The organism is Ferrimonas senticii DSM 18821, assembly GCF_000422665.1.
Classification (GTDB): Bacteria; Pseudomonadota; Gammaproteobacteria; order Enterobacterales; family Shewanellaceae; genus Ferrimonas; species Ferrimonas senticii.
On the sequence record NZ_AUGM01000008.1, the window covers coordinates 84,217 to 109,171 of the forward strand.

22 protein-coding genes are annotated in these 24,955 nt (G+C 55.0%); 8 read left to right on the forward strand and 14 right to left on the reverse strand.

Annotated features, from left to right (window positions below):
* Positions 1–96 precede the first annotated feature (96 nt).
* Together galU and G506_RS0107300 are read left to right on the forward strand one after the other, a co-directional pair.
* Complete coding sequence (gene galU / locus G506_RS19160; RefSeq protein ID WP_051201979.1) at positions 97–1,047, forward strand: UTP--glucose-1-phosphate uridylyltransferase GalU; 951 nt, start codon at positions 97–99, stop codon at positions 1,045–1,047.
* A gap of 59 nt (positions 1,048–1,106) precedes the next feature.
* On the forward strand, positions 1,107–1,751 hold the full coding sequence (locus tag G506_RS0107300) for a DUF2982 domain-containing protein (RefSeq protein WP_156904837.1): 645 nt from the start codon (positions 1,107–1,109) through the stop codon (positions 1,749–1,751).
* On the opposite strand, the gene G506_RS0107305 is transcribed toward G506_RS0107300, so the two are convergent.
* From G506_RS0107305 to fabV, 8 genes are all read right to left on the reverse strand, one after another.
* The gene (locus G506_RS0107305; RefSeq protein WP_035387133.1) at positions 1,741–2,472 is read right to left on the reverse strand and encodes an ElyC/SanA/YdcF family protein; all 732 of its coding nucleotides are present in this window, start codon (positions 2,470–2,472) and stop codon (positions 1,741–1,743) included. The genes G506_RS0107300 and G506_RS0107305 overlap by 11 nt on opposite strands.
* Positions 2,466–3,380, reverse strand: a complete 915-nt coding sequence (locus G506_RS0107310) for an ROK family protein (RefSeq protein ID WP_028116289.1) — start codon at positions 3,378–3,380, stop codon at positions 2,466–2,468. Before G506_RS0107310 ends, G506_RS0107305 begins: the two co-directional genes overlap by 7 nt.
* Before the next feature lie 73 nt (positions 3,381–3,453).
* Positions 3,454–4,794 (reverse strand): phosphoglucosamine mutase, encoded by a 1,341-nt coding sequence (gene glmM / locus G506_RS0107315; protein WP_028116290.1) that lies wholly within the window; start codon positions 4,792–4,794, stop codon positions 3,454–3,456.
* 133 nt (positions 4,795–4,927) lie between these two features.
* Entirely contained in the window at positions 4,928–6,664 is a 1,737-nt protein-coding gene (locus tag G506_RS0107320) for an SLC13 family permease (protein ID WP_035387134.1), read from the reverse strand.
* Positions 6,664–8,088, reverse strand: a complete 1,425-nt coding sequence (cysN, locus tag G506_RS0107325) for a sulfate adenylyltransferase subunit CysN (protein WP_028116292.1) — start codon at positions 8,086–8,088, stop codon at positions 6,664–6,666. The genes G506_RS0107320 and cysN overlap by 1 nt, the downstream gene beginning before the upstream one ends.
* Before the next feature lie 84 nt (positions 8,089–8,172).
* The gene (locus G506_RS0107330; RefSeq protein WP_028116293.1) at positions 8,173–8,520 is read right to left on the reverse strand and encodes a four helix bundle protein; all 348 of its coding nucleotides are present in this window, start codon (positions 8,518–8,520) and stop codon (positions 8,173–8,175) included.
* Between the two features lie 150 nt (positions 8,521–8,670).
* The gene (gene cysD, locus G506_RS0107335) at positions 8,671–9,597 is read right to left on the reverse strand and encodes a sulfate adenylyltransferase subunit CysD (RefSeq protein ID WP_035387135.1); all 927 of its coding nucleotides are present in this window, start codon (positions 9,595–9,597) and stop codon (positions 8,671–8,673) included.
* 166 nt (positions 9,598–9,763) lie between these two features.
* A complete protein-coding gene (fabV, locus tag G506_RS0107340; protein ID WP_028116295.1) occupies positions 9,764–10,963 on the reverse strand; it encodes an enoyl-ACP reductase FabV in 1,200 nt (399 codons plus the stop codon).
* Positions 10,964–11,196: 233 nt separating this feature from the next.
* Here fabV and G506_RS0107345 point away from each other — a divergent pair, with 233 nt between their 5' ends.
* A complete protein-coding gene (locus G506_RS0107345) occupies positions 11,197–12,498 on the forward strand; it encodes a DUF2325 domain-containing protein (protein WP_028116296.1) in 1,302 nt (433 codons plus the stop codon).
* Positions 12,499–12,875: 377 nt separating this feature from the next.
* Here the strand turns inward: G506_RS0107345 and G506_RS0107355 are convergent, their stop codons facing one another.
* The 3 genes from G506_RS0107355 to codB form a co-directional block, all read right to left on the reverse strand.
* Positions 12,876–13,373, reverse strand: a complete 498-nt coding sequence (locus G506_RS0107355) for an RNA methyltransferase (protein ID WP_028116297.1) — start codon at positions 13,371–13,373, stop codon at positions 12,876–12,878.
* Between the two features lie 116 nt (positions 13,374–13,489).
* On the reverse strand, positions 13,490–14,758 hold the full coding sequence (locus G506_RS0107360; protein ID WP_028116298.1) for a cytosine deaminase: 1,269 nt from the start codon (positions 14,756–14,758) through the stop codon (positions 13,490–13,492).
* 4 nt (positions 14,759–14,762) lie between these two features.
* Complete coding sequence (gene codB / locus G506_RS19165; protein ID WP_035387152.1) at positions 14,763–16,004, reverse strand: cytosine permease; 1,242 nt, start codon at positions 16,002–16,004, stop codon at positions 14,763–14,765.
* 226 nt (positions 16,005–16,230) lie between these two features.
* Here codB and G506_RS0107370 point away from each other — a divergent pair, with 226 nt between their 5' ends.
* Positions 16,231–16,611 (forward strand): PH domain-containing protein, encoded by a 381-nt coding sequence (locus G506_RS0107370; protein ID WP_028116299.1) that lies wholly within the window; start codon positions 16,231–16,233, stop codon positions 16,609–16,611.
* A gap of 533 nt (positions 16,612–17,144) precedes the next feature.
* Here G506_RS0107370 and G506_RS0107375 read toward each other — a convergent pair.
* Both G506_RS0107375 and G506_RS0107380 read right to left on the reverse strand, forming a co-directional pair.
* The gene (locus G506_RS0107375; RefSeq protein ID WP_028116300.1) at positions 17,145–17,819 is read right to left on the reverse strand and encodes a DNA-3-methyladenine glycosylase I; all 675 of its coding nucleotides are present in this window, start codon (positions 17,817–17,819) and stop codon (positions 17,145–17,147) included.
* A gap of 78 nt (positions 17,820–17,897) precedes the next feature.
* Complete coding sequence (locus G506_RS0107380; protein ID WP_028116301.1) at positions 17,898–18,563, reverse strand: TetR/AcrR family transcriptional regulator; 666 nt, start codon at positions 18,561–18,563, stop codon at positions 17,898–17,900.
* A gap of 159 nt (positions 18,564–18,722) precedes the next feature.
* On the opposite strand from G506_RS0107380, the gene G506_RS0107385 reads away from it, so the two are divergent.
* The gene (locus G506_RS0107385; RefSeq protein ID WP_028116302.1) at positions 18,723–19,589 is read left to right on the forward strand and encodes a LysR family transcriptional regulator; all 867 of its coding nucleotides are present in this window, start codon (positions 18,723–18,725) and stop codon (positions 19,587–19,589) included.
* Between the two features lie 123 nt (positions 19,590–19,712).
* Here G506_RS0107385 and G506_RS0107390 read toward each other — a convergent pair whose 3' ends face one another.
* On the reverse strand, positions 19,713–20,612 hold the full coding sequence (locus G506_RS0107390) for a LysR substrate-binding domain-containing protein (protein ID WP_028116303.1): 900 nt from the start codon (positions 20,610–20,612) through the stop codon (positions 19,713–19,715).
* A 183-nt stretch (positions 20,613–20,795) separates the two neighbouring features.
* Between G506_RS0107390 and G506_RS0107395 the strand changes: the two genes are divergently transcribed.
* From G506_RS0107395 to G506_RS0107405, 3 genes are all read left to right on the forward strand, one after another.
* Complete coding sequence (locus G506_RS0107395) at positions 20,796–21,926, forward strand: S-(hydroxymethyl)glutathione dehydrogenase/class III alcohol dehydrogenase (RefSeq protein ID WP_028116304.1); 1,131 nt, start codon at positions 20,796–20,798, stop codon at positions 21,924–21,926.
* Between the two features lie 76 nt (positions 21,927–22,002).
* Positions 22,003–22,842 carry an S-formylglutathione hydrolase gene (gene fghA / locus G506_RS0107400; protein WP_035387136.1) on the forward strand — a complete coding sequence of 280 codons (840 nt, stop codon included), beginning with the start codon at positions 22,003–22,005 and terminating at the stop codon, positions 22,840–22,842.
* A 356-nt stretch (positions 22,843–23,198) separates the two neighbouring features.
* On the forward strand, positions 23,199–24,488 hold the full coding sequence (locus G506_RS0107405; protein WP_028116306.1) for an NAD(P)/FAD-dependent oxidoreductase: 1,290 nt from the start codon (positions 23,199–23,201) through the stop codon (positions 24,486–24,488).
* Positions 24,489–24,955 lie beyond the last annotated feature (467 nt).

Below are 24,955 nucleotides of genomic sequence, written 5' to 3' on the forward strand. Positions count from 1 at the left end.
TCTTTTGGGGACGCAATACGTCCCCTTCTACCACCTTAATCGATCCCAGCAACTACACTTCGTTTCTGCACTGTCGTTAACGTTTCAGGAGCAAGGATGCCCACAACTAGCACAACAGCCATCACCAAGGCGGTTATCCCTGTCGCCGGCCTAGGCACCCGCATGTTACCCGCCACCAAAGCGATCCCTAAAGAGATGCTACCGGTAGTTGATAAACCGCTGATCCAACATGTGGTGGCAGAGACTATCGCCGCTGGCATCAAAGAGATTGTGTTGGTGACTCACTCCAGCAAAAACGCCATTGAAAACCACTTTGATACCTCGTTTGAATTAGAAACCACGCTTGAGCAACGGGTCAAACGGCAGCAATTGCAGGAGATAAAATCGGTCTGCCCTGACGACGTCACCATCATCAGTGTCCGCCAGCCGGAAGCCAAAGGGCTTGGTGATGCGGTGCTGTGCGCTCGCCCAGTGGTTGGCGATAACCCTTTTGTGGTGGTACTTCCAGATGTGTTGATCGACAAATACCAGTGCAACCCAAGCCAAGATAACTTAGCGAAGATGGTGAAAAACTTTGCCGAAAACGGCTGTGGTCAAGTGATGGTGGAACCGGTACCAAAGGCGCAGATCAGCAACTACGGCATCGTCGATGTCGACGGCGTTAAGCTTGCCAGCGGCGAACACACCTTGATGCATGGCCTAATCGAAAAGCCAACTATCAAACAAGCACCTTCGGATCTGGCAATTGTTGGTCGCTACGTATTGCCCGCAGCCATCTGGCCGCTGCTGGCCAGCACCGAAGAGGGGGCTGGCAATGAAATCCAACTGACTGATGCCATTGCCAAACTATTGCAGCTACAACCGCTGCACGCGTTCGCCATTCAAGGGCGCAGTCACGACTGCGGCGACAAAGTCGGCTACATGCGCGCCTGCCTCGACTACGCCCTGCACCATCCGGAGTTTGGCCCTGCGTTGGCAGAGTACATTCAACAGAAGAACATCGACCAGTTTTGCCCCGCGCCAGCCATCGAACTGGCCTCGATCTAATTCGGTGACGCCGTCGTAACATTGATTACTGCGCCGAGGCGTTGGTTTGTTGGAGTCCCATGCCACTATCAAGCACATCACACCTTTATGTCAGCCCATTTAGCCGTCGTAACTGCCTGACTTTGATGGTTGCGGGCGGCAGCAGTCTACTCGCCGCGTGGGGATGCTATCTGTTGTGGCAAAATAAGGTGGTCGCTCTAGGGCTGCTGTTTGCAGCGATATTGGCGCTGGTACTGGGGCTGAGTAAATGGATAACCCCGGCGGTGTCGATGACCATCAGCCGCCGCGGCCTAAGTTACCATCACCGGCGCGGTACCTTGCGGCTTTGCTGGCAACGCTGCCAACGACTCGACCAAGTCCGTCATCAGGGTGATGATTTGGCCTTTATCGGTATTCGCCTACGCCAACCTGAGCGGCCGCTGACAGGCCTAACCCCACGCTTGGCGCTGGCGCTATTTTGCGAGCAGCGGCCGCTGACGATACTGGCCAGTGGGGGCCAAACCAACAACGCCATGCTGTTGGTTGAAAGCAGCAGTCACGGCGGTGTGTTAGCGGCATTTAGCAAACAGCGACGGCTGTTGCGACAGCAACTGGGTTATGATCTGCTGCTGCCGCACGGCAGTTTCGACCGCTCCCCTGATGCGATGCTTGAGCTGCTCAAGCACCATTGGCAACAAGCTCATGGCACTGCCCCTAGCCCTTGATCGCTAACCACAACAAGCCGATGTATTCGTGCAGCACCCGCTGACTGGTCCACAGGTTTTGCGCACTCAGATACCAACTGCGCGTTGGCGTCGCGATAAAATCCGCTGGAGCCGCAATCGGCGTAAGACCCGCTAGGCGGTAGCTGAGCATCGACCGATGCATATGAGTCGCCGAGGTCACCAGAGCCAGAGGTCGATCCCCCACCAGTGCCAAGGTGGCGGCAGCCTCCTCTTGGGTGTCTTTGGCCTTGGGGAAATAGACGATTCGCTGCGCTGGCACACCGAAACGCCGCGCTGCCTCGTGCATCACCTCGGCATGGGGACGACCGTCTTCGCCGCTGTAGCCTGAGACAATCAAGGTTGCCTGTGGGTTAATCTGCAGCAACCGCAATCCCTCTAGCAAGCGACCACGAGCCACCGCCGACAGTTGTTGTTCAATCGGCCGCTCTGGATCGCTGTGATGGCCGCTACCCAATACCGCGACAAATTCAACCCGCTGTCCTTGATAAACCGGATAACGCTGTTCTAGCGAATTGGCCAACCATACGGTCACCGGCGAGAACGACAACAGCGTCAGATAGACAGGTCCCAACAGCAGCAGTGCTTGCCCCAAGCGCCGCCAGCGGCGCATCAACAACCATCCCAGTGCCATCAACAACAGCGCCGAGGGCAACGGCAGCAGTAACGCACTGATCCCTTTTTTAAGCCAAAACCCTAGCACTGTGCCTCCCACAACCAAGCGGCGCCGCGCACCCCAGAGCTGTCACCATGATGATTTTTAACTATCTGAGTAATGCACTCTTGGCCGACCACTCGGCTGGCTAACTCATTATTTAATTGCGGGTAGAGCCAATCGAGATTGGATAGGCCGCCGCCAAGAACAATGACATCAGGATCGAGCAGATTGACCACGTGCGCTAAGGCATTGCCAAGGTAATGACTTAGTTGCTGGCGCGCTCTAAGTGCTGCCACCTCGCCTTGCTCGGCGCGCTGTTCAATCTGCTGGGCAGTTACCGTCTCACCGGTTAGCTGTTGGTACAAGCGCTGATAGCCGCTGCCGGAGACGTACTGTTCAATGCAGCCATGGCGACCACAAAAGCACTCGGGCCCCGGAAACTCACTGGCCTCTAGCCACGGCATTGGATTGTGGCCCCACTCTCCTGCGAGGCCATTGGCGCCAACTAAATCGCCACCATTAACCACAATACCAGCGCCACAGCCGGTACCGATGATCGCCGCAAACACCACTTGATGACCTTTACCGGCGCCATCAGTCGCTTCCGATAGCGCAAAGCAGTTGGCGTCATTAGCAAGACGCACCGGCAGACCGCAAGCAGCGCTTAGATCCCCCGCCAAATTTTGGCCGTTAAGACACTGGGAGTTGGCATTTTTAACGTAGCCAGTCTGCTTGGATAACACCCCGGGAATGCCGACACCAACGCCGCGAATGGTAGTGCCTAAAGCCGAGCAATGTTCACCAGCTAAAGCAATCAAAGTCGCCATGGTAGCGACGGTGCCTTGATAATCCCCTTTCGGCGTCGGCAAGCGCTGGCGCCACAATTGTACCCCCTGATTATCAATCACAATCGCTTCAATTTTGGTGCCACCGAGATCGATTCCGACTCGCATGCTATTTCCTTATTGTCGGTGCAAAAACGGGAGAGGTTGCCCTCTCCCGTTGTTATTCATTTTGCGGTGGCGCTTAGGCGTTATCGACCGCGTGCACTTGATCGGCAATTCGCTGGGCCAATCCTTTAACATCGATGTCCGCTTCCGCTTCAACCATAACTCGGATCAACGGCTCAGTGCCGGATTTGCGCAGCAGCACGCGACCTCGGCCAGCCATCTCCGCTTCCACTTCGGCTGCTACCGCCAACACCGACTCATCTTCCAGCGGCGCGGTTTTGCCAGAGAAACGGACATTGACCAACACCTGCGGCAGCATAGTCAGATCCGCCAGCGCTTGCTCTAGAGTTTCACCACGAGCTTGCAACGCGTTTAATACCTGCAGCGCCGCGATAATGCCATCGCCGGTGCTGTGATGACGCAGTGACAACACGTGACCGGAGTTCTCGCCGCCTAACGACCAGTTATTGGCTTTGAGCAGTTCCACCACGTAGCGGTCGCCCACTTTGGAGCGGGCAAATGGGATATCCAAACGGCCCAGCGCCAACTCAAAGCCCAAGTTGGCCATCAGCGTGCCAACCACACCGCCCTGCAGTTCACCAGCCAATTTAAAGTGGCGGGCAATCACATACAGGATCTGATCGCCATCGATCACCGCGCCGTCTTTGTTGACCATCATTACTCGGTCGCCATCGCCGTCGAAGGCGATACCCAGATCAGCGCCAACTTCCAACACCTTTTCCACCAAACCGTCCATGTGGGTTGCACCACAGCGGTCATTGATGTTGATGCCGTTTGGCGCCGCATTGATCACGGTGATTTGAGCACCCAACTCTTGGAACACGTTCGGCGCAATGTGGTAGGTAGCACCGTTGGCGCAGTCCAATACGATATGCATCCCCGCCAGGCTGGCGTCTTTAGCAAAGGTGCTTTTGCAAAATTCGATGTAACGACCGGCGGCATCATCAATGCGGCGCACTTTGCCCAGTTTGTCAGACGATACGCAGCCCATCGGCTTATCCAGTTCCGCTTCAATCGCCAACTCGTCTTCGTCGGTCAACTTAGTGCCAGTTTGACTGAAAAACTTAATGCCGTTGTCGTGGTACGGGTTATGCGAGGCACTGATCACTACGCCCGCATCGGCGCGGAAGGTTTGCGCCAGATAAGCAATCGCAGGGGTTGGCAGCGGACCGGTTAGCTGAACACCAACACCAGCGGCGCTGAAACCGGCTTCCATCGCCGATTCCAACATGTAACCAGAAATACGCGGATCTTTACCGATGATCACCTGACGGGTGCCAGTTTTCGCCATCACGGAGCCAGCGGCGTATGCCAAGCGCATGGCAAAGTCTGGGGTAATAGGGAATTGGCCAACCAGGCCACGGACACCATCGGTGCCGAAGTATTTACGAGACATAACGCTTCACTAAGATTGGTGCACCATCCGACTGGCGCACAACACCATGAAAAAAATTATCGGTATTGTGCCAGTTGTTACCAGCGAGTCCCAGTGCAGCCGTCATAAACAACGTTACTGGTTATTTACAAGGTCAAAAAGGAAACACTTTCGGCACTAACCACAGCACCACCGCGCTATAAAGCAACGACAATGGTAAGCCCAGCCGCAGATAATCGCGTTTGCGATAGCCGCCTAGATTCATTACTAAAAGATGAGTTTGGTAACTAAAGGGGCTAATAAAGCTGGCACTGGCGCCATAAGCCACTGCCATAATAAAGGGCATCGCACTGACACCGAAAGCATCTGCCAGCCCCAGCGCCAAGGGCAACACCAACGCCGCCGCGGCGTTATTGGTCATCAATTCGGTGGTCAGCAGCGCCAACAGGTAACAGCCGACAAATGCCGCCATCACCCCGCCATCGCTCAGCTGACTTTGCAGTTGCGTTGCCAACAGCGAAGCCAAACCGCTTTGCTGAAAGCCCTCGGCCAAGGTTAACGCCCCGGTGATAATCACCCACAGCTCAAACGGAAAACGCTGGCGGATGTCGTTACTGCCCAGTACCCCTGCGGCGACTAAGCCCACCAGCAACAGCGCCAACCCCAGATACAACGGTAACGCCCACAGTAAATTGCCCAGCAGCACCGCCGCAAAGCCACCAATCACCAAATACTCTTGCCACGGCACCAGATTACGACTGAGTTGGGTGCCGCCAATATGATAAAAGTGGCGGTTGAGCTGGCGCCGCTTCAGGTATTGCTCACCCACCGCCAGCACCAACACATCGCCCCCTTGCAGTTCGATGGTGCCAAGCTTGCCGGAGAGGCGTTCACCGCCGCGGCGCATCGCCACCACAGCGGCATCAAATCGGGCCCGAAAATCCAACTCTTTTAAGGTCTTGCCAACGATATTCGAGGTCGGGCTAACCAGCACTTCATGTAGGTTCTGGCCAAGCAAACCATTGCTGCCAGCGAACAGCTCAAGGCCAGCAAAACGTTCCAATTCACCGAGTTTGTCGACCTCACCGCAAAACACCAGCTTGTCCGTTACTTGCAGCACCAGATCCGGCGTCACTGGCGCAATCAATTGACCATTGCGCACCACTTCCGCCAGATACAGACCATCCAGCGCCCGCAGGCCATTTTGCATCACGGTTTTGCCGATAAGCGGACTGTTTGGCTGCACCCGAGCATCAATAAAGTAGGGCTGCTCTTGGCTGCGCGCTGGTCGTCGGTCAGGAATGCCTCGTGACAACAGCAGCAGCAAGCCCATCCCAGCAACCGCGGCGGCAATCCCCACCGGAAAGAAATCCAGCAATGCCAACGAACTGCGGCCCTGTTCGGTCAGCACCGAATTAAGCACCAAGTGGGTTGAGGTGCCGACCAAGGTTAAGGTGCCGCCCAAAATCGCCGCATAAGAGAGCGGCAACAGCAGCCGTGATGGCAAATGTTCTAGCTGACGATTGACCATCCCCGCCAAGGTCGCCACCACCGCAGTGTTATTCAGCAGCGCTGAACTGAATACCGTGCTGGTGCCAAGACGTAACAAGGTGTGGTGATAATTGGGTCTAAACAGCTTGCTGCCTAAGCGCTGTAGCAAGCCGGTTTTCTCCAGCGCCGCCGACACCAACAACAGCAGCAACAAGGTGATCACCGCCGGATTGGCCGCCAGTTGCGGCAGCCGCTCTGGCGCGACCACGCCGCTGACCGCCAACCCTAACGCCAAGGCGGCGAACAGCAGCTCTGGCCGCAGTTTGGTCAGCAGCAGCGCTGCCACCAAGGCGATGGCAGCACCGATCACTTGCCACTGGGCGAGGGTAAGCGCCAGCATCAGTCACCTTTGATCAAGGTGCGCAGATCCCGCGCCTGCCAATGGGGAAAGTGTTTGCGTACTAAGGCGTTAAGCTCAAGCTCGAACTGGCTAAATTGCGCCGGTTCGGTGTTGCTAACGGCACTGGCGCTGCGGATCATCCCCGCCGCCACCGTGGCATTAGAAAACTTATCCACCACAATAAAACTGCCGGTATGCGGCTGCTGATGATAGTTATCCAGCAACATGGCTTGACCAAAACGCAGCGACACCTCGGCGATCTCATTCAGCGCCATGCCATCGCTGACAAAGCGCTGCAATGTATTGACGTCGATCTGTTCAAGCACCTGATCCACCCAGACGCTGCCACTTTGGGTCGCCAGTTTAATGCCGTATTCGTGGCCAACTTGCAGTGGCTTGTCAGCCATCCACACTAGGGTCGCCTTGGCATGATCGGCGCTGCTAGCGTGATGTGCCGGAGTCACCAACAGCTCTCCACGGCTTAGGTCGATCTCATCCGCTAAAGTCACGGTAATGGCATCCCCAGCCTGCGCACTTGGCAAATCGCCATCGAAGTTAACAATCCGCGCTACCGTGCTGGATCGGCCGGATGGCAGCGCTACCACAGTCTGTCCCACTTCAATCCGACCGGCACTGATGGTACCGGCATAGCCGCGAAACTCGCTGTTGGGGCGCGATACCAACTGCACCGGCAAACGAAACGCTTCACTAAGCTCGGTTTGCTTAAGTGGCACTGACTCCAAATAAGGCATCAACGGCTGGCCTTGATACCACGGCATCTGCGCTGAGGGCGTCACCACGTTATCGCCGGTCAACGCCGATAACGGCAGATACTGCACCTCGGTAAGCCCAAGCTCGGTCGCCAGTTGCCGGTAATCGGCAACAATTTCATCAAACCGCGCTTGGCTGAAATCGACCAGATCCATCTTGTTGACCGCCACCACCACCTGCTTGATCCCCAGCAGCGACACCAGATAAGAGTGCCGACGGGTCTGCACCTGCAAACCGGCGCGAGCATCAATCAAGATAATCGCCAAGTCAGCGGTGCTGGCGCCGGTAACCATATTGCGGGTGTACTGCTCGTGACCTGGGGTATCGGCGATAATGAACTTGCGCTTATCGGTGGCAAAGTAGCGATAAGCGACATCGATGGTGATCCCCTGCTCTCGCTCTGATTGCAGACCATCCACCAACAACGCCAAATCGATGGCTTCACCTTGGGTGCCCACCTTTTTACTGTCGGCGGCAATGCTCGCCAGCTGATCCTCAAAAATCATCTTAGAATCGTGCAGCAAGCGGCCAATCAAGGTACTTTTGCCATCATCGACACTGCCGCAGGTAATAAACCGCAGCAGCTCCTTATCTTGGTGCTGTTGCAGATAGCCCAAAATATCCGTTTTCAATAACTGACTTTGCTTAATCATTGCTAATCCTTTGTTTAAGTAGCTATCGGTAATCAGTTCGCAGTTATCAGTCTTTAGTGATTAGTAAGAGCCGTTACCTCAGCCTTAACAATTGCGCTCGACGGCAATCATCAACGCACTGATCATTGAGGCCAACTGTCGACACTCATCGATCCAACTTTCGGCTCGCTTTGGATTTAAAAAGCCAACCTGTTTGCCGATATAAATCTGAGTTCTTGCTTCAGCCAGCGAAGCGCGAGCAATATCCAAAAAGCGCACTTTTTCCTTAGCAGACTGGCGCGCCATCCCTTCGGCGATATTGCTCGGCACCGATAAGCCCGAACGCGTTAACTGATCTCGAAAACCGAAATCGCGCAGCTGGTTTGTTTCTTGGTACAACTCGCAGGACAAACGACAAGCGCGTTGCCAGATCTCTAACTTTTCCAATTCCATTTTCGCCTTTATGTCTAATAGAGGTTTCAGTTCCACTAACACCTAAATGCTGAAATTTGGCTCTTGAAAGTTTGCAGCTTGAGCAGTAACGGATGCGACCACCGCCAACCAACTAAAAACTAACCACTATCGACTGCTGTTAACTGGCTGTTAGAAATACCCCTCTACTTTTTTCTTCTCCATTGAACCGGCGCTGTCGTGGTCAATCACCCGCCCTTGGCGTTCGGAGGTTTTGGTTAGCAGCATCTCTTGAATCACTTCCGGCAAGGTGGTGGCTTCGGAGCGCACCGCGCCGGTCAGTGGGTAGCAGCCAAGAGTGCGAAAGCGCACCATCTCCAATTGTGGGGTTTCCCCGGCAGCCAGCGGCATCCGGTCGTCATCGACCATGATCAAAGTGCCGTCGCGTTCAACCACCGGCCGCGGCTGCGCCAGATACAGTTCAGGGATCTCGATATTTTCTAAATAGATGTATTGCCAGATGTCGAGCTCGGTCCAATTCGACAAGGGGAACACACGGATCGACTCACCGGGGTGGGTGCGGCCATTGAACAGTTGCCACAGCTCAGGGCGCTGGTTTTTCGGATCCCAGCGATGGTGTTTATCGCGGAAGGAGTACACCCGCTCTTTGGCGCGGGATTTCTCCTCATCACGGCGGGCGCCGCCAAAAGCGGCGTCGAATTGGTATTTATCCAGCGCCTGTTTGAGCGCTTGGGTTTTCATGATGTCGGTGTGCAGCGCGCTGCCGTGCTCGAATGGGCCGATGCCGCGGGCGATGCCCTCTTGGTTTTGATGCACCAGCAGTTCAAAGCCGTGCTGTTTGGCCATCCGATCGCGAAATTCGATCATCTCGCGAAACTTCCAGGTGGTATCGACATGCAGCAGCGGGAACGGAATGGTGCCGGGGTAAAACGCCTTGCGCGCCAGATGCAGCAGCACCGATGAGTCCTTGCCGACCGAGTAGAGCATCACCGGATTTTCAAACTCCGCCACCACTTCACGCATGATGTAGATCGCCTCCGCTTCCAGTCGCTGCAAGTGGGTGCGACGGTCAGCGGCAATCGCTGGTTTTGACGACATCGGTACCTCGTTCCTTAAGAGTCAATGTGACCGCATTATTGCTTATAAGAAACGGGCTATTAATTCAGTTAAGGAATAAGTAAGGCGCTTTGATGTGGTTGCTGCCTAGTGAAAAACAGCAACAAAAAAGGCGCCACAAGGGCACCTTTCGTAAGACTAACAAGAGTTAGTCCAGAGTAATTACATCGAACTCAACTTCTGGGTTAACGTCCGCGTCGTAATCAACGCCATCCAGACCAAAGCCAAACAGGCTCATAAACTCCTGCTTGTATTGCAGGTAATCGGTCTCTTGCGCCAAATTCTCGTTGGTCAGTTGTGGCCACAACGCTTTGCAGTGATCTTGAATGTCATCGCGCAGTTCCCAATCGTCCAAACGCAGACGGTTGTCGGCATCGGTTGGGATCTCGCCGCCGTGGTACAAACGAGTGCTCAGCATTCGCCAGATCTGCTCGATACAGCCTTCGTGAACGCCCTCTTCACGCATCTTCTTAAACACCATTGCGATGTACAGTGGCATCACTGGAATGGCCGAAGAAGCCTGAGTGATCACGCTCTTCAGTACCGCCACGTTGGCGCCACCGCCGATTGCAGCCAGTTTGCTGTTCAGGGCAGTAGAGGCGCGATCCAAGTCTTTTTTAGCTTCGCCCAGCGCGCCATCCCAGTAGATTGGCCAGGTGATTTCGGTACCGATGTAACTGTAAGCCACGGTGCGACAACCGTCTGCCAGCACGCCAGCGTCGGCCAGCGCGTTGATCCACAGTTCCCAATCCTGACCGCCCATTACGGTAACGGTGTTCGCTACTTCTTCGCCGGTGGCAGGTTCAATAGATGCTTCAAACAGCTGATCCTTGTTGGTATCAACCGCAGTCGCAGTGTAGGTCTGGCCCATTGGTTTCAGGCAAGAACGCACCAGCTCACCGGTTTCTGGCAGCTTGCGCACTGGCGAGGCCAGTGAGTACACCACCATGTCGATCTGACCCAAGTCTTGCTTGATCAGCTCAATCACTTGCTCTTTGGCAGCGTGAGAGAAGGCATCGCCATTGATGCTCTTGGCGTACAGGCCAGCGTCTTTGGCGGCAGCGTCGAACGCGGCGCTGTTGTACCAACCGGCAGTGCCCGGCTTACGCTCGGTGCCTGGCTTTTCAAAGAACACACCGATGGTGGCTGCATCAGAACCGAAGGCCGCCGAGATCCGCGACGCCAAGCCGTAGCCGCTGGAAGAGCCAACCACCAACACCCGCTTCGGGCCATTGGTCAGTTTTGGCTGAGACTTAACGAAAGCGATCTGATCCTGCACGTTCTTCTCACAACCGGTTGGGTGAGTGGTGGTGCAGATAAAACCGCGGATCTTTGGCGTGATAATCATATCGAATCCCTGAGGCAGCGCGGCGAACGCAAAGGTTGTGCCAGCGCAAGTAAATAAATTGGCGCAAAGGTTAACGTAAAGCGCCCTAGCGACAAAGTCGAGATGCGCTGATCCGACCATAGATGTCGATAAACAGCACAGAATCTGCCCACCAAATGATAATGGTTATCATTGACATTAATTAAAGCGCTCTTACACTTAAGTTCCATGCCGATCTGTTGAGACCCGACACCATGTGCCTTGCCCACCCTGCCACCACTGCCAGCACTGCCAGCACTGCCAGCAACCCAGTTGCGGTTGATGCCATATCAATGCCACTGGCGACCTGCCAAGGCTCAACCACCCGCTTGCGCCGTAAACTGTGGGAACTTGAAGGGCGAATGCACTGTCCGGTGATCGGCACCTGTTTAACCAATATCGAACTGCGCAATCTGGCCAACAAGCACGGCAACGGCCATGGCAAGGGCCGCAGCGATTATTGGTTGCACACCTTTTTCGTCACCAACTGTCAGCACAAAAATCCGCTGGCACTGGCCACCTTTAAGTTTTTAGAGCGCAAATACAGCGCCACCGTACGCCAATTTGCCAGTGCCAAGTCCAGCGAGGATCTGCGCCAGTTGTGGCAACAAGCGCTGGATCGCGGTGAAACCGCAGCGGCGCTGTGGGCCACCGTCAGTCACGGCCAATGCAACGAGCAACTGCAAGAACAGGCGTACGAAACCATCCACATGTTGTCGCACCAAATTGGCGCCGGTCAGCAGGCGGATCTGAAACGGCTGGTGATCGCCGAAGCAGAATTAAAGCAGCTCAAAACCGAGTCACAACAACAGCACAAGAAACTGCAGCAACAACTGCTGGATAAAGATCAGCAGCTGCAAGCGCTTAAAACTCAGCTGGAACAGTTGCAGCTGGCCAATCTGCAATTGCAGCAAGCCCCACAAGTCGAATGCGATGAGATCGAGCCCTTGCGCCAGCAAAACCAGCAGTTGCAGCAACGCTTTGAAGACAGTCAAAGTGCCCTGCAACGCACCGCCGAGCAGCGCGACCACTGGCAGATGACCGCCCTAACCCACCAGCGCAAACTGGATAAAATCCGCGCTCAGCACGACCAAGATATGCGCACCCTCGAAGCGGCCTTTGGCACCCGTGCCAGCGCCAGCGGCTGCAGCGATTGTGGCAGCGCCGATTGCACCAGCTGTCCAGATCTATGCACCAATAAAGTGTTGTTGGTCGGTGGCTTACACCGAATGGTTGAGCAATACCGAGCAGTAGTAGAACGCAGCAATGGTCAGTTCAGCCACCACGACGGTGGCAAAGAGGACAGTCGCGCTCGCTTAGAATCGATGTTAGCGGCGGCGGATGTGATCATCTGCGCAGTGGATTGTGTCAGCCACGACGCCTACTACAAGCTCAAGCGCTTCTGTAAACAGCAGAACAAACGCCACATCTTTATGGAATCTTCCAGCCTGTCGAGCTTCGCCAGCACCGTGAATACCTTGGCGGTCAAATTAGAGCAAGAGAGCAGCGCGGCTTGAGCGCTATTCCGCGAACGTGTTCACGGGATTGTTGTTATCGCAGGTTGCGCCAACTGTCTGGGGATCTGCTCTTACTACTCACTGCGAACTAATCGCTACCTAGATTGAACCACTGACGGTTGCGCCAACGGGCTTTGGCCGACTCGCGGCGCTGAGTGGTGTGCTGCGCATTGAGGCCGAAGGCCATGGATGGCCGAAGTGCGCTGCTAAGCCAAGGATGGCGCATCAGCGCAGTGCCGAAAGAAGCAGCACAAGGAGCGAAGGGTTTTCGCCGTGTTGGAGGCTTTTGGGATTGAAAAGGGTGAAACCCTTTCCCGCCGGAGGCTAGCAGTATCTGGTAGCCGAGGAGGTGTCCTCGGAACCGCTAAAGCTTTAGCTCACACTTTCAAGCGATTACGCACGTCACGGCTGTCACGGATCAGCTCATCACCAGCGTGGTATTGGGATTTGGCTAGACGGTCGTACAACAGCACATTAACGGTAGCGGCCAGATTCAAACAGGCAGCGGTGGGGATATACACCACCGCGTCAGCGGCGCTCACCAATGGTTGCGGCAAGCTGCCATCTTCTGGGCCAAACAGATAGATAGCCTGCTCGGGATGAACAAACTCTGGCAGCGGTTGAGCCCCCTCTACCAGCTCCACCGCCACCACTTTGGTGCCGGCCGGCAGTTCAGCACAGAGATCATCAATATTGGTCAGTGGAATATCGTTGCTGGCATCGTGGGTGTCGGTGTAAAACGGCGCGGCGCGATCGTAACGGCTGCCGTTGTAGCGCACCTCGGCCACACCAAAACAACCAGCGGCACGCATGACGGCGCCGACGTTGGTTGGGCTTTTCGGGTTGGTTAAACCAATGATGGCAACAGCGGTCATCGCATTCTCTTTGAAGTTAAAAATTAGAGCGGCAAGTGTACGGATCTGCCACCAAAAAGAAACGGCCGAGAGCAATTGCCCTCGGCCGTTATCATTTCACCCAATCAACAGCCGTCTTAGCGACGAAAATCGATCGCTTTGGTGGTTTCCAGATGCAGCTGGGTTTGTGCAGGTTGGGTTTGTGCCAACAGCTTGCCGCGACGGATGGAGTAACGCACCGGCACCTGACGACGCAGGGCATCAAATTCGCTTTCTGCTGGCAGCACCAGCAGGCTCATCGGCTTACCAATTTCAATGCCGTACTCCGCTTCCACTTGCAGGGTGCGCGCGCTGTGACGGCCGATCAGCTTGAAGCAGTCGTTCAACTGGTCGTAACCCATGATCTGACAAACGTGCATCCCCATGTGGGTCACTTGCAGCATGTTGGCGGTGCCCAGCGGGTACCATGGATCAAACACATCATCGTGACCGAAACAGACGTTGATGTTGGCTTCCAGCAACTCTTTCACCCGGGTAACACCACGGCGTTTCGGGTAATCATCAAAACGGCCCTGCAGGTGAATGTTTACCAGTGGGTTGGCGACAAAGTTGATCCCAGCCATCTTCAGCAGACGGAACAAGCGCGAGGTGTAAGCGCCGTTGTAAGAGTGCATCGCGGTAGTATGGCTGGCGGTTACCCGATGGCCGCAGCCACGCTCGTAAGCTAGGGTCGCCAAGGTTTCCAAGAACCGCGACTGTTCGTCGTCGATCTCATCACAGTGCACGTCCACCAGCACATCGTATTTGTCCGCCAGATCAAACATGAAGTGCAGTGACTCAACCCCATATTCGCGGGTGAACTCAAAGTGCGGGATCGCGCCAATCACATCGGCGCCCAGTTGCAGCGCCTGCTCCAGCAGCGCTTTACCGTTCGGGAACGACAAAATGCCCTCTTGCGGGAACGCCACAATCTGCAAAGTCACGAACTCGCGCATCTCTTCACGCAGTTCCACCATCGCTTTTAGGGCAACCAGCTCAGGATCGGACACGTCAACGTGGGTACGAACAAACTGCACACCGTTGGCGATCTGCCACTCCAAGGTCTGACGCGCACGGGCTTTAACGTCCTCGGCGGTCAGCATCGCTTTGCGCTCAGCCCAACGCTCAATCCCCTCGAACAAGGTGCCAGAGCGGTTCCAGTTCGGCTGACCAGCGGTTTGGGTGGTATCCAAGTGGATATGCGGCTCGATAAATGGGGTGGTCACCAAACCGCCCTGACCGTCAATCACCTCACCGGCAACCGCCAGTGCTGCGGTCATCGGCTCAATCGCGGTGATCACGCCATCTTCAGAGGCCACTTGCCACAACCCTTCACGGTCGGCAAAACGCAGATTAGTTACTAGCATCGAATTAGGCCTCCTGAGCCTTGGCCGCGCGAATGCGAGCCATCAAAGTAAATCCAGCATACGCCAGCGCCGCCCCCAGTACCGCATTCACCGGTACCACGCCAAACGGCAGTTGTCCCGCCGCGACACCAATCGCCACCGCCAGCAGTGCGCTCCAGCGCACCTGCTCAAATTGGGCATTGGCAAAGTCATGGTAACGCTGACGGTTCAGCAGATAGTCGGCAATCAACACCCCGCCGATTGGTGGGATGGCGCCAGAGAGGAAGGTCAGCCAGCCAACAAAGTTGTTGTACAGCCACATCGCAAATAGGGTACCGATCAGACCGTTGACCATCGACAACATCTTCGAGTTCATGCCGGTGATGTTGGCAAACCCCAGACCAGAGGCGTACAGCGCGTTATCGTTTGTGGTCCAGATATTTAAGCCCAGCACAATGATCGCCGGCAACAGCAAGCCCTGCATCACCATCACCTCGGAGATATCCGCCTGGCCAGTCACCGCGGCACCGGCAGCGCCGAAGATAAACATCAGCGAGTTACCAAGGAAAAACGCAATCAGGGTCACCAGCACCGCGGTTTTGGCGCTTTTGCTAAAGCGGACAAAATCGGCGGTTAGGGTACCGGCACTGATAAAGGAGCCCACCACCATCGCCAGCGCCACATTAAAATCCAGTGGCTCGGCTGGAGTCAGTGCCGCCAGTTGCGCCATGCCGCCAGCGTCGGTTACCGCCAGATAAACCGAGTAGCCGCCAAGGATCGCAATCGCCGGTACGGCAATGGTAGAGAGGATCATCAACGCCGAGATCCCAAAGTACACGGTGGCGGTCATGGCGATACCGGCGGCTAAGATCAGCCACTCGACCTCAATGCCAGTGAACTTTTGCACCGGCAGCGCAAACATCGCCACGCCAACGCCAAACCAGCCGACTTGGGTGCCGCCCAGCAGCGCCGAAGGTAACCAAGAGCCTTTCACGCCAAAGGAGTAGCGCGCCAGCAGGTGAGTAGAAAGACCGGTCGAGGCACCGATGTAACCCAGCAAGGCAGTATATACCCCAAGCAACAAGTTACCGATGGCCACCGCCATAAAGAATTGATCCAGCGCTAGGCCGGTACCCAAGGTGCCGCCAGTCCACATGCTGGCAGAGAAGAACGTCAGACCTAGCATCACCAGAGTCAATGGCACAAAGCCCTTTCGCGCATGAGAAGGGACTGGGCTTAAACCGTATTCGGTATCATTCGACGCCATAGCTGACTCCAGATTGTCGTTTTTAATTTTGGTAAATTTGCTGGGCTCCAGACAAATTGCGCGGGAGTTTACGGCCAAAAAACAAAGTCGCAAGCGAAAACTACCAGCACCTAGATTAAGCGAACAAAATTCAACCGCACGGCAATTAAAAACGGCACGCGCAGACAATGACAACCAGCTGGAAAACTGCCACAGTCAGTGCCACAACCACTGCAAGGAGACGAAGATGGGATTACTAGACGCCCTAATGGGCAACGCCAGCGAGCTGGACGTGAGTGACGTACAAGAAGAGTTGGCGCCAATTTTGGCGGATAACGAGAGCGTCGATCTGGCCTACAAGCTGGTGCGGGACATGTTTATCTTCACCAATAAACGCTTGGTGCTGATCGACAAACAGGGACTGACCGGCAGCAAAGTCAGCTACCACTCAGTGCCTTACAAAGCGATCACCCAGTTTCAGGTGGAAAGCGCTGGCCACTTCGACATGGATTCCGAGCTAAAAATTTGGATCTCCGGCCAAAGCGAGCCACTGAAGCAAGAGCTAAAACGCGGCAGCAACGTCGTCGGCATTCAAAAGGCACTAGCCAACCGCGTACTGTTTGGCTAAGCCAATCGCCATAACGTTGCTTTAAGCGCTGCGGGTTGCGCCAACCAAGGTTGGCTGACTCGCGGCGCTAAGCGGTGTGCTGCGCATTGAGGTCGGAGGGTCATGGAACGTAGGGATAGATTGGTTATCGCTGGCATTCGCTACTGCCGCTGACACTTTTGCTCATACTGACTACTGCGAATTAGGGCGTGTTGACCTTTGCTGTATATTTTTGCGCCCATTGTTGGCTGTTTTTGAAAGCCAATTGATCTTGCTTGGTTATTTTTGCTGTTCTGCTCTCACTGAGGGGCGCCTTGGCAGGGTCGGACTAGCGGCTGTCACTCTTCGTCATACGATTTCGACGTAGAGCCACTATGCCTTCAATCGCAATCCTCGATTGACAGCCGCTATCCTCAACCAAATTCTGAACACCAAACGTCAACACGCCCTAATCACTATCAACTTTCTTATCTTTGCCTCCGGCGGCCTAGGGCTTTGCCCTCTGGATCCCCCTGCGCCTTCAAGGTTGACGAAAGCCCTTGTTCTCGCCGCACTTAAACCCGATTATCCCCGACCGAACACGAGATCACTTTGGAGATCTGCGCCATTTCAAGGCCGGATTCATCCTGCCACTGATTAAACAGCGCTTGGGTTTGTTGCATCGCCTTTTTCGAGGTCGGGGCGGCATCAAGCAACTGATGCGCTTGCAGGTAGCCGACCACGTCGTTGGTCAGCAAAAAGGTGTCTTTGCCGATCACTCGCAGCCAGTAAGGGCCAGTATTGCCGCCCAAACGACTGCCTTGGCGTTTTAATACTTGCCACAGCTCGATGATGTTGCGGCTATCAAAATCCGCCAGCCACTGCACCGCGCTGCCGTGTTCGAAGCTTAAATCCAACAGCATCTGGGCATTGTCGAAGATGGTTTGGATTTTGCCGCTGTGGCGGATCAGCGCCGGATCGCTGGCGCGCTTATCGCGCTGCTCGGGCGACATCATCAGCACCTTAGTTGGCTCAAAGCCCCAAAAGGCTTCCTCAAACGCTGGCCATTTGTTATCGACCACGCGCCACATCATGCCAGAACGAAACACCTGCCGACTCATGCTCGACAGCAGTTGGCCGTCGCTCATCTTAGCAAGATTGGGGTTGGCGTGGGGTAACAGTGCTTGCAATGCTGCGTCACCGCCTTTGCGCTCGGCGGCGCGTTGCCAGATCTGAGCAAACGACTCCATAACGGCTTCTCATACAACGAAACAGGGGCAAGTTTATAACAAACTTGCCCCTACCTTTGCGAGCTTGCGCCGTGATGGTTAAGCGCGCTTGGCTTGTAATCGCGCCGCATCGATGTGAGCCTGCAACGTCAGCCAATTGCTGATCTGCTCTTGGTTCGGCGGCCGCTTAGCCGAATGCCCCAGCAACTGCAGCAGCGCGTAGCAGAACTGGTGATATACCGGCCCCAAATCGCCTTGCGGACGGTGATCGTCTAGGTCGATCAAGGTGCCACGAATAAACTGCTGCGCCAGTTCATAGCGGTTGTAACCGCTGACTTCGCCCATCCGCGCGATCAGCTGCTGATTCCACTCACGGTAGGCCAGTGCCACTTGGCGATGGCTGGCTTGCAAAAACTCGCTGGCTTGCGCGACCAGATCAGGGTTTGGCATCACTTTGCAGATCACGAAACGATCTTGCTCTAACACCATCTGCAACCGCTGACACTGATGCGCCAGATAGATGTCAAACGGATTATCAAGATGCTGTTCCAGCTCTTGCGCTTGCGCTAGAAACTGCTTTAGATCGGCAATTGCCACCGACACAATTAAGTCGGCTTCGCTGGCGAAATGGTTATAGATGGTGCCTTTGGAGATCCCGCTTAGCTCGACCAGATGCGCCCGAGCCAGGTCAAAACTTTTTTTGCCCTGCAGCGCCCGCTGGGCACAGGCTACTAAAAAGTCATGTCGCTGCTGGTTACCGCTCATTTTCAACTCCTGACGCAACTGCGTGCCAATACGAGAACATTTTCACAGTTGCACGGTAGCAAGGTTCATCCCAAGGCCAAAGTGAGTAAAACTTGCAGCATCATGACGAATTACAATAGCAAGCGGATCGACCGAATCGGCTCGCGGGATTACTGACCAATGCTCAAGATTGAATTGCTCGAAAGCTTTATCGCCGTTGCCGAGACCGGCAACCTATCCAAAGCGGCGGATCGTCTGTGCCGCACCCAATCAGCAGTCAGCCTGCAGATCAAAAAGTTAGAGCAAACCACCGGCCAAGAACTGCTGAAACGCGATAACCGCGGCGCCAGTTTAACCGCCGCTGGCAGCAAGTTACTCAACTATGCCTATCAGCTGGTGCAGTTAAACCTACAAGCCTTGGACGATCTGAGTTCCGACAACGATCGTCAGGTGATCCGTTTAGGCGTGCCAACCGATTACGTGCAGTGGTATTTGCAATCGGGGTTGGTGGAGTTTATTCGCGAATTCACCCACTACCAGCTAACCATCGATACCGACGTGTCTGGCAACCTGTTCAAGCGTCTGGATGCCGGCGAGTTCGACGCCATCATTGCTACTCATTGGCAGCTGCCACAAGAGAACGGCCATCTGCTGTTTGAGCGACGCTTCCACTGGGTTGGCGCGCTACAAGGTAAAGTGTTAGAAAAATCGGTACTGCAGATGGCGCTGTACCCAGAGAACTGCCCAATTCGGGCGCAGGTGTTTGCCAACCATCAATTGTCGATGCGGCCAATCCGGGTATTACTGTCGACGCCATCGCCTCAAGCGCTGTGCATGGCGGTCGAGGAGGACTTAGCCATTGCTCCGATCGCTGAGTTCCGCCTCAACGATCAGATGCAGCTGCTTGACCCCGCTGAACACGGCCTGCCGCCGCTGCCAACCTTCAACGAATCGCTGTATGTGAATCCAAACTCTGACAGCGTCGCCTTGGCACACCTGCATTCACTGCTGAAAGCCAACTTGGAAGAGCTGGTGCATCAGGGTTAACGGCACTGCCGTTAGCCGTTAGTTATCAGTTAATAGTTAATAGTTAATAGTGATCAGCAAGCAGTAGCTCAGCGGAACTGGTACTGCTCTTGTTCTAGCTCTAGCTCTAGCTCTAGCTAAAAACTAACCACTGCCAACTGACTGCTGTGATTCCCCATTCAATGTCCGTTGCAGCTCTTCAATAAATAACCGCACTTTCGGCGACAGCTGACGATTGTGCGGATACACCGCGTAGATCCCATCGTCCGCTTGCCGCTGCTGGGCCAGTACCTCTTGCAGCGCCCCGCTGGCCAGATGCTCATCGACGTAGTAATCCGGCAATTGCACCAACCCGACCCCGGCCAACGCCGCTTCCAACAAAGCAATACCGCTGTTGCAGCGCAAGCTGCCTTTAACGCGGATGCTGCGCTCTTGGCCGCGCTCAATAAAACGCCACTGCTCAACACTGCCGATCAAACAGTTGTGCTTAGACAGTTCCGACAGACTGTGGGGCTGACCATAGGCGGCGATGTAGCTGGGGGCGGCACAAACGTATAAGCGGCGACTGGCTAGGCGTTTGGCGATCATGCTGGAATCCCCCAGATGGCCCAGACGGATAGCCAGATCGACCCCCTCCTCCACCAAATCCAACTGGCGGTTGGTCAAGTCCAACTCAATCTGCACTTTCGGATAACGCTTAGCAAAACGCGCTACCGCTGGGGTTAACATCAACTCGCCAAAAGTTACCGGCGCGGTCACCTTAAAGCGGCCGCTGGGGTTTTGTTGCAGGTTGGTCAGTTGCAGCTGCGCTTGCTCAAGCCCTTCCAGCAGCGGCTTACATTGGCGGTAATACAGCTGGCCGGGCTCGGTCACCGTCACTTGGCGGGTGGTACGGTAAAACAGCTTTAGTTCTAGCCGCTGTTCTAACTGGTTAATTTGCCGACTCACCTGTGCGGTCGACAACTCAAGGCGCTTGGCCGCTAAGGTAAAGCTCTTGGTTTCCACCACCGCGATAAATTCGCTGATCCCTTGCCAATTAAACATCTACTTTTGTCTCACTAGGTTGCGGCGGATTGTTACACACCAGTAATAGTTATTTACCAAAACAGGTAATTATCAACAAGGGCAAGGTCAATAATAATGTCAGCCATCAAATCGAGGTGTCATAGCAACGGTGGCCCTCATGCCTAACCAAATAGACGTTGATTGACTAACAGGAAGCACGCAATGACTGCACAACCAATTACTTGTAAAGCGATGGTGGCTTGGGCCGCAGGTCAACCTCTGAAAGAGGAAACCGTTACCGTAGCACCGCCAAAAGCGGGCGAAGTACGAGTAAAGATCATGGCGACCGGCGTATGCCACACTGACGCCTTCACCCTGTCCGGTGACGATCCAGAAGGGATCTTCCCATCGATTCTGGGGCACGAAGGCGGCGGCATCGTTGAAGCCATTGGCGAAGGCGTTACCAGCGTGCAAGTGGGCGACCACGTGATCCCGCTGTACACCCCAGAGTGTGGCGAGTGTAAGTTCTGTAAGTCAGGCAAAACCAACCTGTGTCAGAAAATTCGTGAAACCCAAGGCAAGGGCCTGATGCCAGACGGCACCACCCGTTTCTCCATCGACGGTCAGCCAATCTTCCACTACATGGGTTGCTCGACCTTCAGTGAGTACACCGTGTTGCCAGAGATCTCACTAGCGAAGATTAACAAAGAAGCGCCTCTGGAAGAGGTGTGTCTGCTGGGCTGTGGCGTAACCACCGGTATGGGTGCGGTTACTAACACTGCCAAGGTACAAAAAGGCGATACCGTAGCGGTATTTGGCTTGGGCGGCATTGGCCTGTCCGCCATCATCGGCGCACAGATGGCTGGCGCTGGCCGCATCATCGCCATCGACATCAACCCAGGTAAATTCGATCTGGCCCGCAAACTGGGTGCCACCGATTGCGTTAACCCGAAAGAGTTCGACAAGCCAATCCAAGAAGTGATCGTTGAGATGACCGACGGCGGCGTGGATTTCTCCTTCGAGTGTGTTGGTAACGTCCACCTGATGCGCAGCGCGCTGGAATGTTGCCACAAAGGTTGGGGCGAATCGGTGATCATCGGTGTTGCCGGTGCTGGCCAAGAGATCTCAACTCGTCCATTCCAACTGGTGACTGGCCGAGTTTGGAAAGGCTCTGCCTTCGGTGGCGTAAAAGGCCGTTCTGAGCTGCCAGAGTACGTCGAGCGTTACATGAATGGCGAGTTCAAGTTGGATGATTTCATCACCCACACCATGAGCCTGCAGGAAGTGAACAAAGCCTTTGATCTAATGCACGAAGGCAAATCGATCCGCACCGTACTGCACATGAACCGCTAATAACTCGCAGCCAAACCGCCTCGTAATTTGAGGCGGTTTTTAATTGTTAAACCCAAACGCTATCTGAGGAGCTGTGATGACAACTCTGACCAACCTTTCCGCCAACAAAAGTTTTGGCGGTTGGCACAAACAATATCAGCATCGCTGTGCGGTACTGGGCTGCGACATGCGCTTTGCCATCTACCTGCCACCACAGGCGGAAACCAGCAAAGTGCCGGTGCTGTACTGGCTCTCTGGCCTTACCTGCACCGACGAAAACTTCATGCAAAAAGCCGGAGCTCAGCGCATCGCCGCCGAATTGGGGATCGCCATTGTCGCCCCAGATACCAGCCCTCGCGGTGACGACGTCGCCAACGACGACGGCTACGATCTCGGCCAAGGCGCCGGTTTCTACCTAAACGCCACCCAAGCGCCGTGGAATAAGCACTACCGGATGTACGATTACATCGTCGACGAACTGCCAGCGCTGATTGAAGATCAATTCCCAGTGTCTGACGTGCGCGCCATCAGCGGCCACTCGATGGGCGGCCACGGCGCCTTGATGATCGCTCTGCGCAATCCCGATCGCTACCGCTCAGTATCGGCGTTCAGCCCAATCGTTAACCCAAGCCAAGTGCCTTGGGGCCAAAAAGCCTTTACCGCTTACTTAGGCAGCGATAAAGCGGCGTGGCAACAATACGACAGCTGCGAGCTGATGAAAGCCAGCCGCGGCCAGTTGCAACTGCCGGCACTGGTAGATCAAGGCCTTGGTGACAGCTTCTTGCCAGAACAGCTGCAACCGCAAGCGCTGCTGGATGCCGCCGAGGTTTCCGGCTACCCGCTGACGTTGAATCAGCACCCGGGTTATGATCACAGCTACTACTTCATCGCCAGCTTTATCGAAGCGCATTTGCGCTTCCACGCTCAGGCGTTTTGATGTGCGGTTGTGATTAAACTCTAGCTTTTGCTTATAACCGCCAATCAAATTGAATACATTGGCGCATCGAGCTAAAAAACCGCGTTTTTTGTCGCTACAATCCAGCGCCGTAACTGCTCCGATCACTTAGATTGGTGGCAGTTACGCGCGACACCAGAGCGTCTCCCTACCCTCTGCGTTCAGCCGCCCATCCGCACCCCTGATAAAGACCGATGTTGCTCTAGGGTTGTGCCGCGTGGCCGTGCCAACGAGTCCAGTAAAAAACCAATAACTAACAACTCCCAAGCGAGTTTGCTGTGGCCGATTACACTTGTGATCCCAGAGGCAACTGCGCTGCCCCTTACTTGGAGCAAATGATGAATAAGATCGTGGTCGTCGGCGGCGGTGCCGGCGGTATGGAACTGATCACCAAGATCGGCAAACGTCTTGGTAAAACTGGCAAAGCCGAAATCACCTTGGTGGACATCTGTAACCACCACATCTGGAAACCGCTGTTGCACGAACTGGCCACCGGCAGCTTGGACGAAGGCACCAACGCCGTCGATTACCAAGTGCATGGCACCAACAACGGTTACATCTACCAGCGCGGCGCGCTCACCGGCATCGACCGTGAAAACCGCCAAATTATTCTGGCGCCGCTGTACAGCAGCGACGGCCGACTGATCTTGAATGAACGCCGTCTGGACTACGACTACTTGGTTATCGGCATTGGTGCCATCAGCAACGATTTCGGCATTCCCGGGGTTAAAGAACACGCCTTTACTCTGGATCTGACCGAACAGGCGATGACCCTGCGCGAACGCATTCAGCACCAGTTTATGCAGCACGCCACCGGCCAACGTCAGGGCAAGATGAAGGTCGCCATCGTTGGCGCTGGCGCCACCGGGGTAGAGATGGCCGCCGAACTGCACCACATGGATCACACCCTGCGTCGCTACGGCTACCAGTTGGAAAAAGACCTGCTGGATCTGACCATCGTTGAAGCGTCCGATTCGGTGATGCCAGCGCTGCCAAAATCGGATCTGCGCAAAGCAGTGCACGACAAACTGATTGAGATCGGCGTGAAAGTGGCCACCAACACCATGGTGACCGAAGTGTCCGAAACTGGTCTAAGCACCAAAGACGGCAACTTCATCGAAGCCGATCTGGTGATCTGGGCCGCCGGCGTAAAAGCCCCGGAAGTACTGGCCACCTTGGGTCTGGAAGTTAACCGTGCCAACCAGCTGATGGCTGCCGATACCGGCCGCACCCTGTCGGACGAGCGGATCTTCACCTTCGGTGACTGCGCCTGCATTCCACAGCCAGATGGCAGCTTCCTGCCACCGCGCGGCCAAACCGCTCGCCAAGTGGCACTGATGGTCGGCACCAACTTGATCCGATTGAACAGCAATCCAAACGCCAAGATGGACAGCTACATCTACAAAGATTTGGGCAGCTTCGTAAACCTGGCCCACTTCAACACCATCGGTAACATGTTCTCGTTCTTCCACGGTGGTTTGCAGTTGGCCGGCTCGCCAGCTCGCTTCGTCTACGCGTCGCTGTACCGGCGCCACATTCTAGCGCTACACGGCCCGCTGAAAGGCTCAATGATCCTGATGATCCACGGCCTTAACCGGCTGCTGCGGCCACAACTGAAACTGTGGTAACAGTGTCTGACTAACGCCGTCATAAACAAGGGCGCTGAGGTAACTCAGAGCCCTTTTTAGTGGCCGAAAATCCGCTCTAAGGCTGGTCGATTTCGCCCTTAACAGTTGCTAGGACGTGTTGACGTTTGGTGTTCAGAATTTGGTCGCGGCTATACGAGCTTCCTTAGCAGAACTGGGGGTAGCTCAGATTAATTAACTTCTTGGCGGTTTTGATGTGGCTGCGGATTCGCCGCCCATCAGAACAACCTATTCGGCAAAATCTGATTGCGTGATCGTTAACAGCAGTCGCAAGATAAACCTCCGCCTCGTCTCCAACCGTGGCGGATAGCCTTAATTACCATCACTTGGATAACTACCATGTACTTCCATTTTATCGCCCTAATTCTAAAGCGAATTACTCTAGTGCTAATGGCACTGGCGGGCGTGGATCCGTACATCAAAAAGTACCCCTAAGTTGATGTAGCATT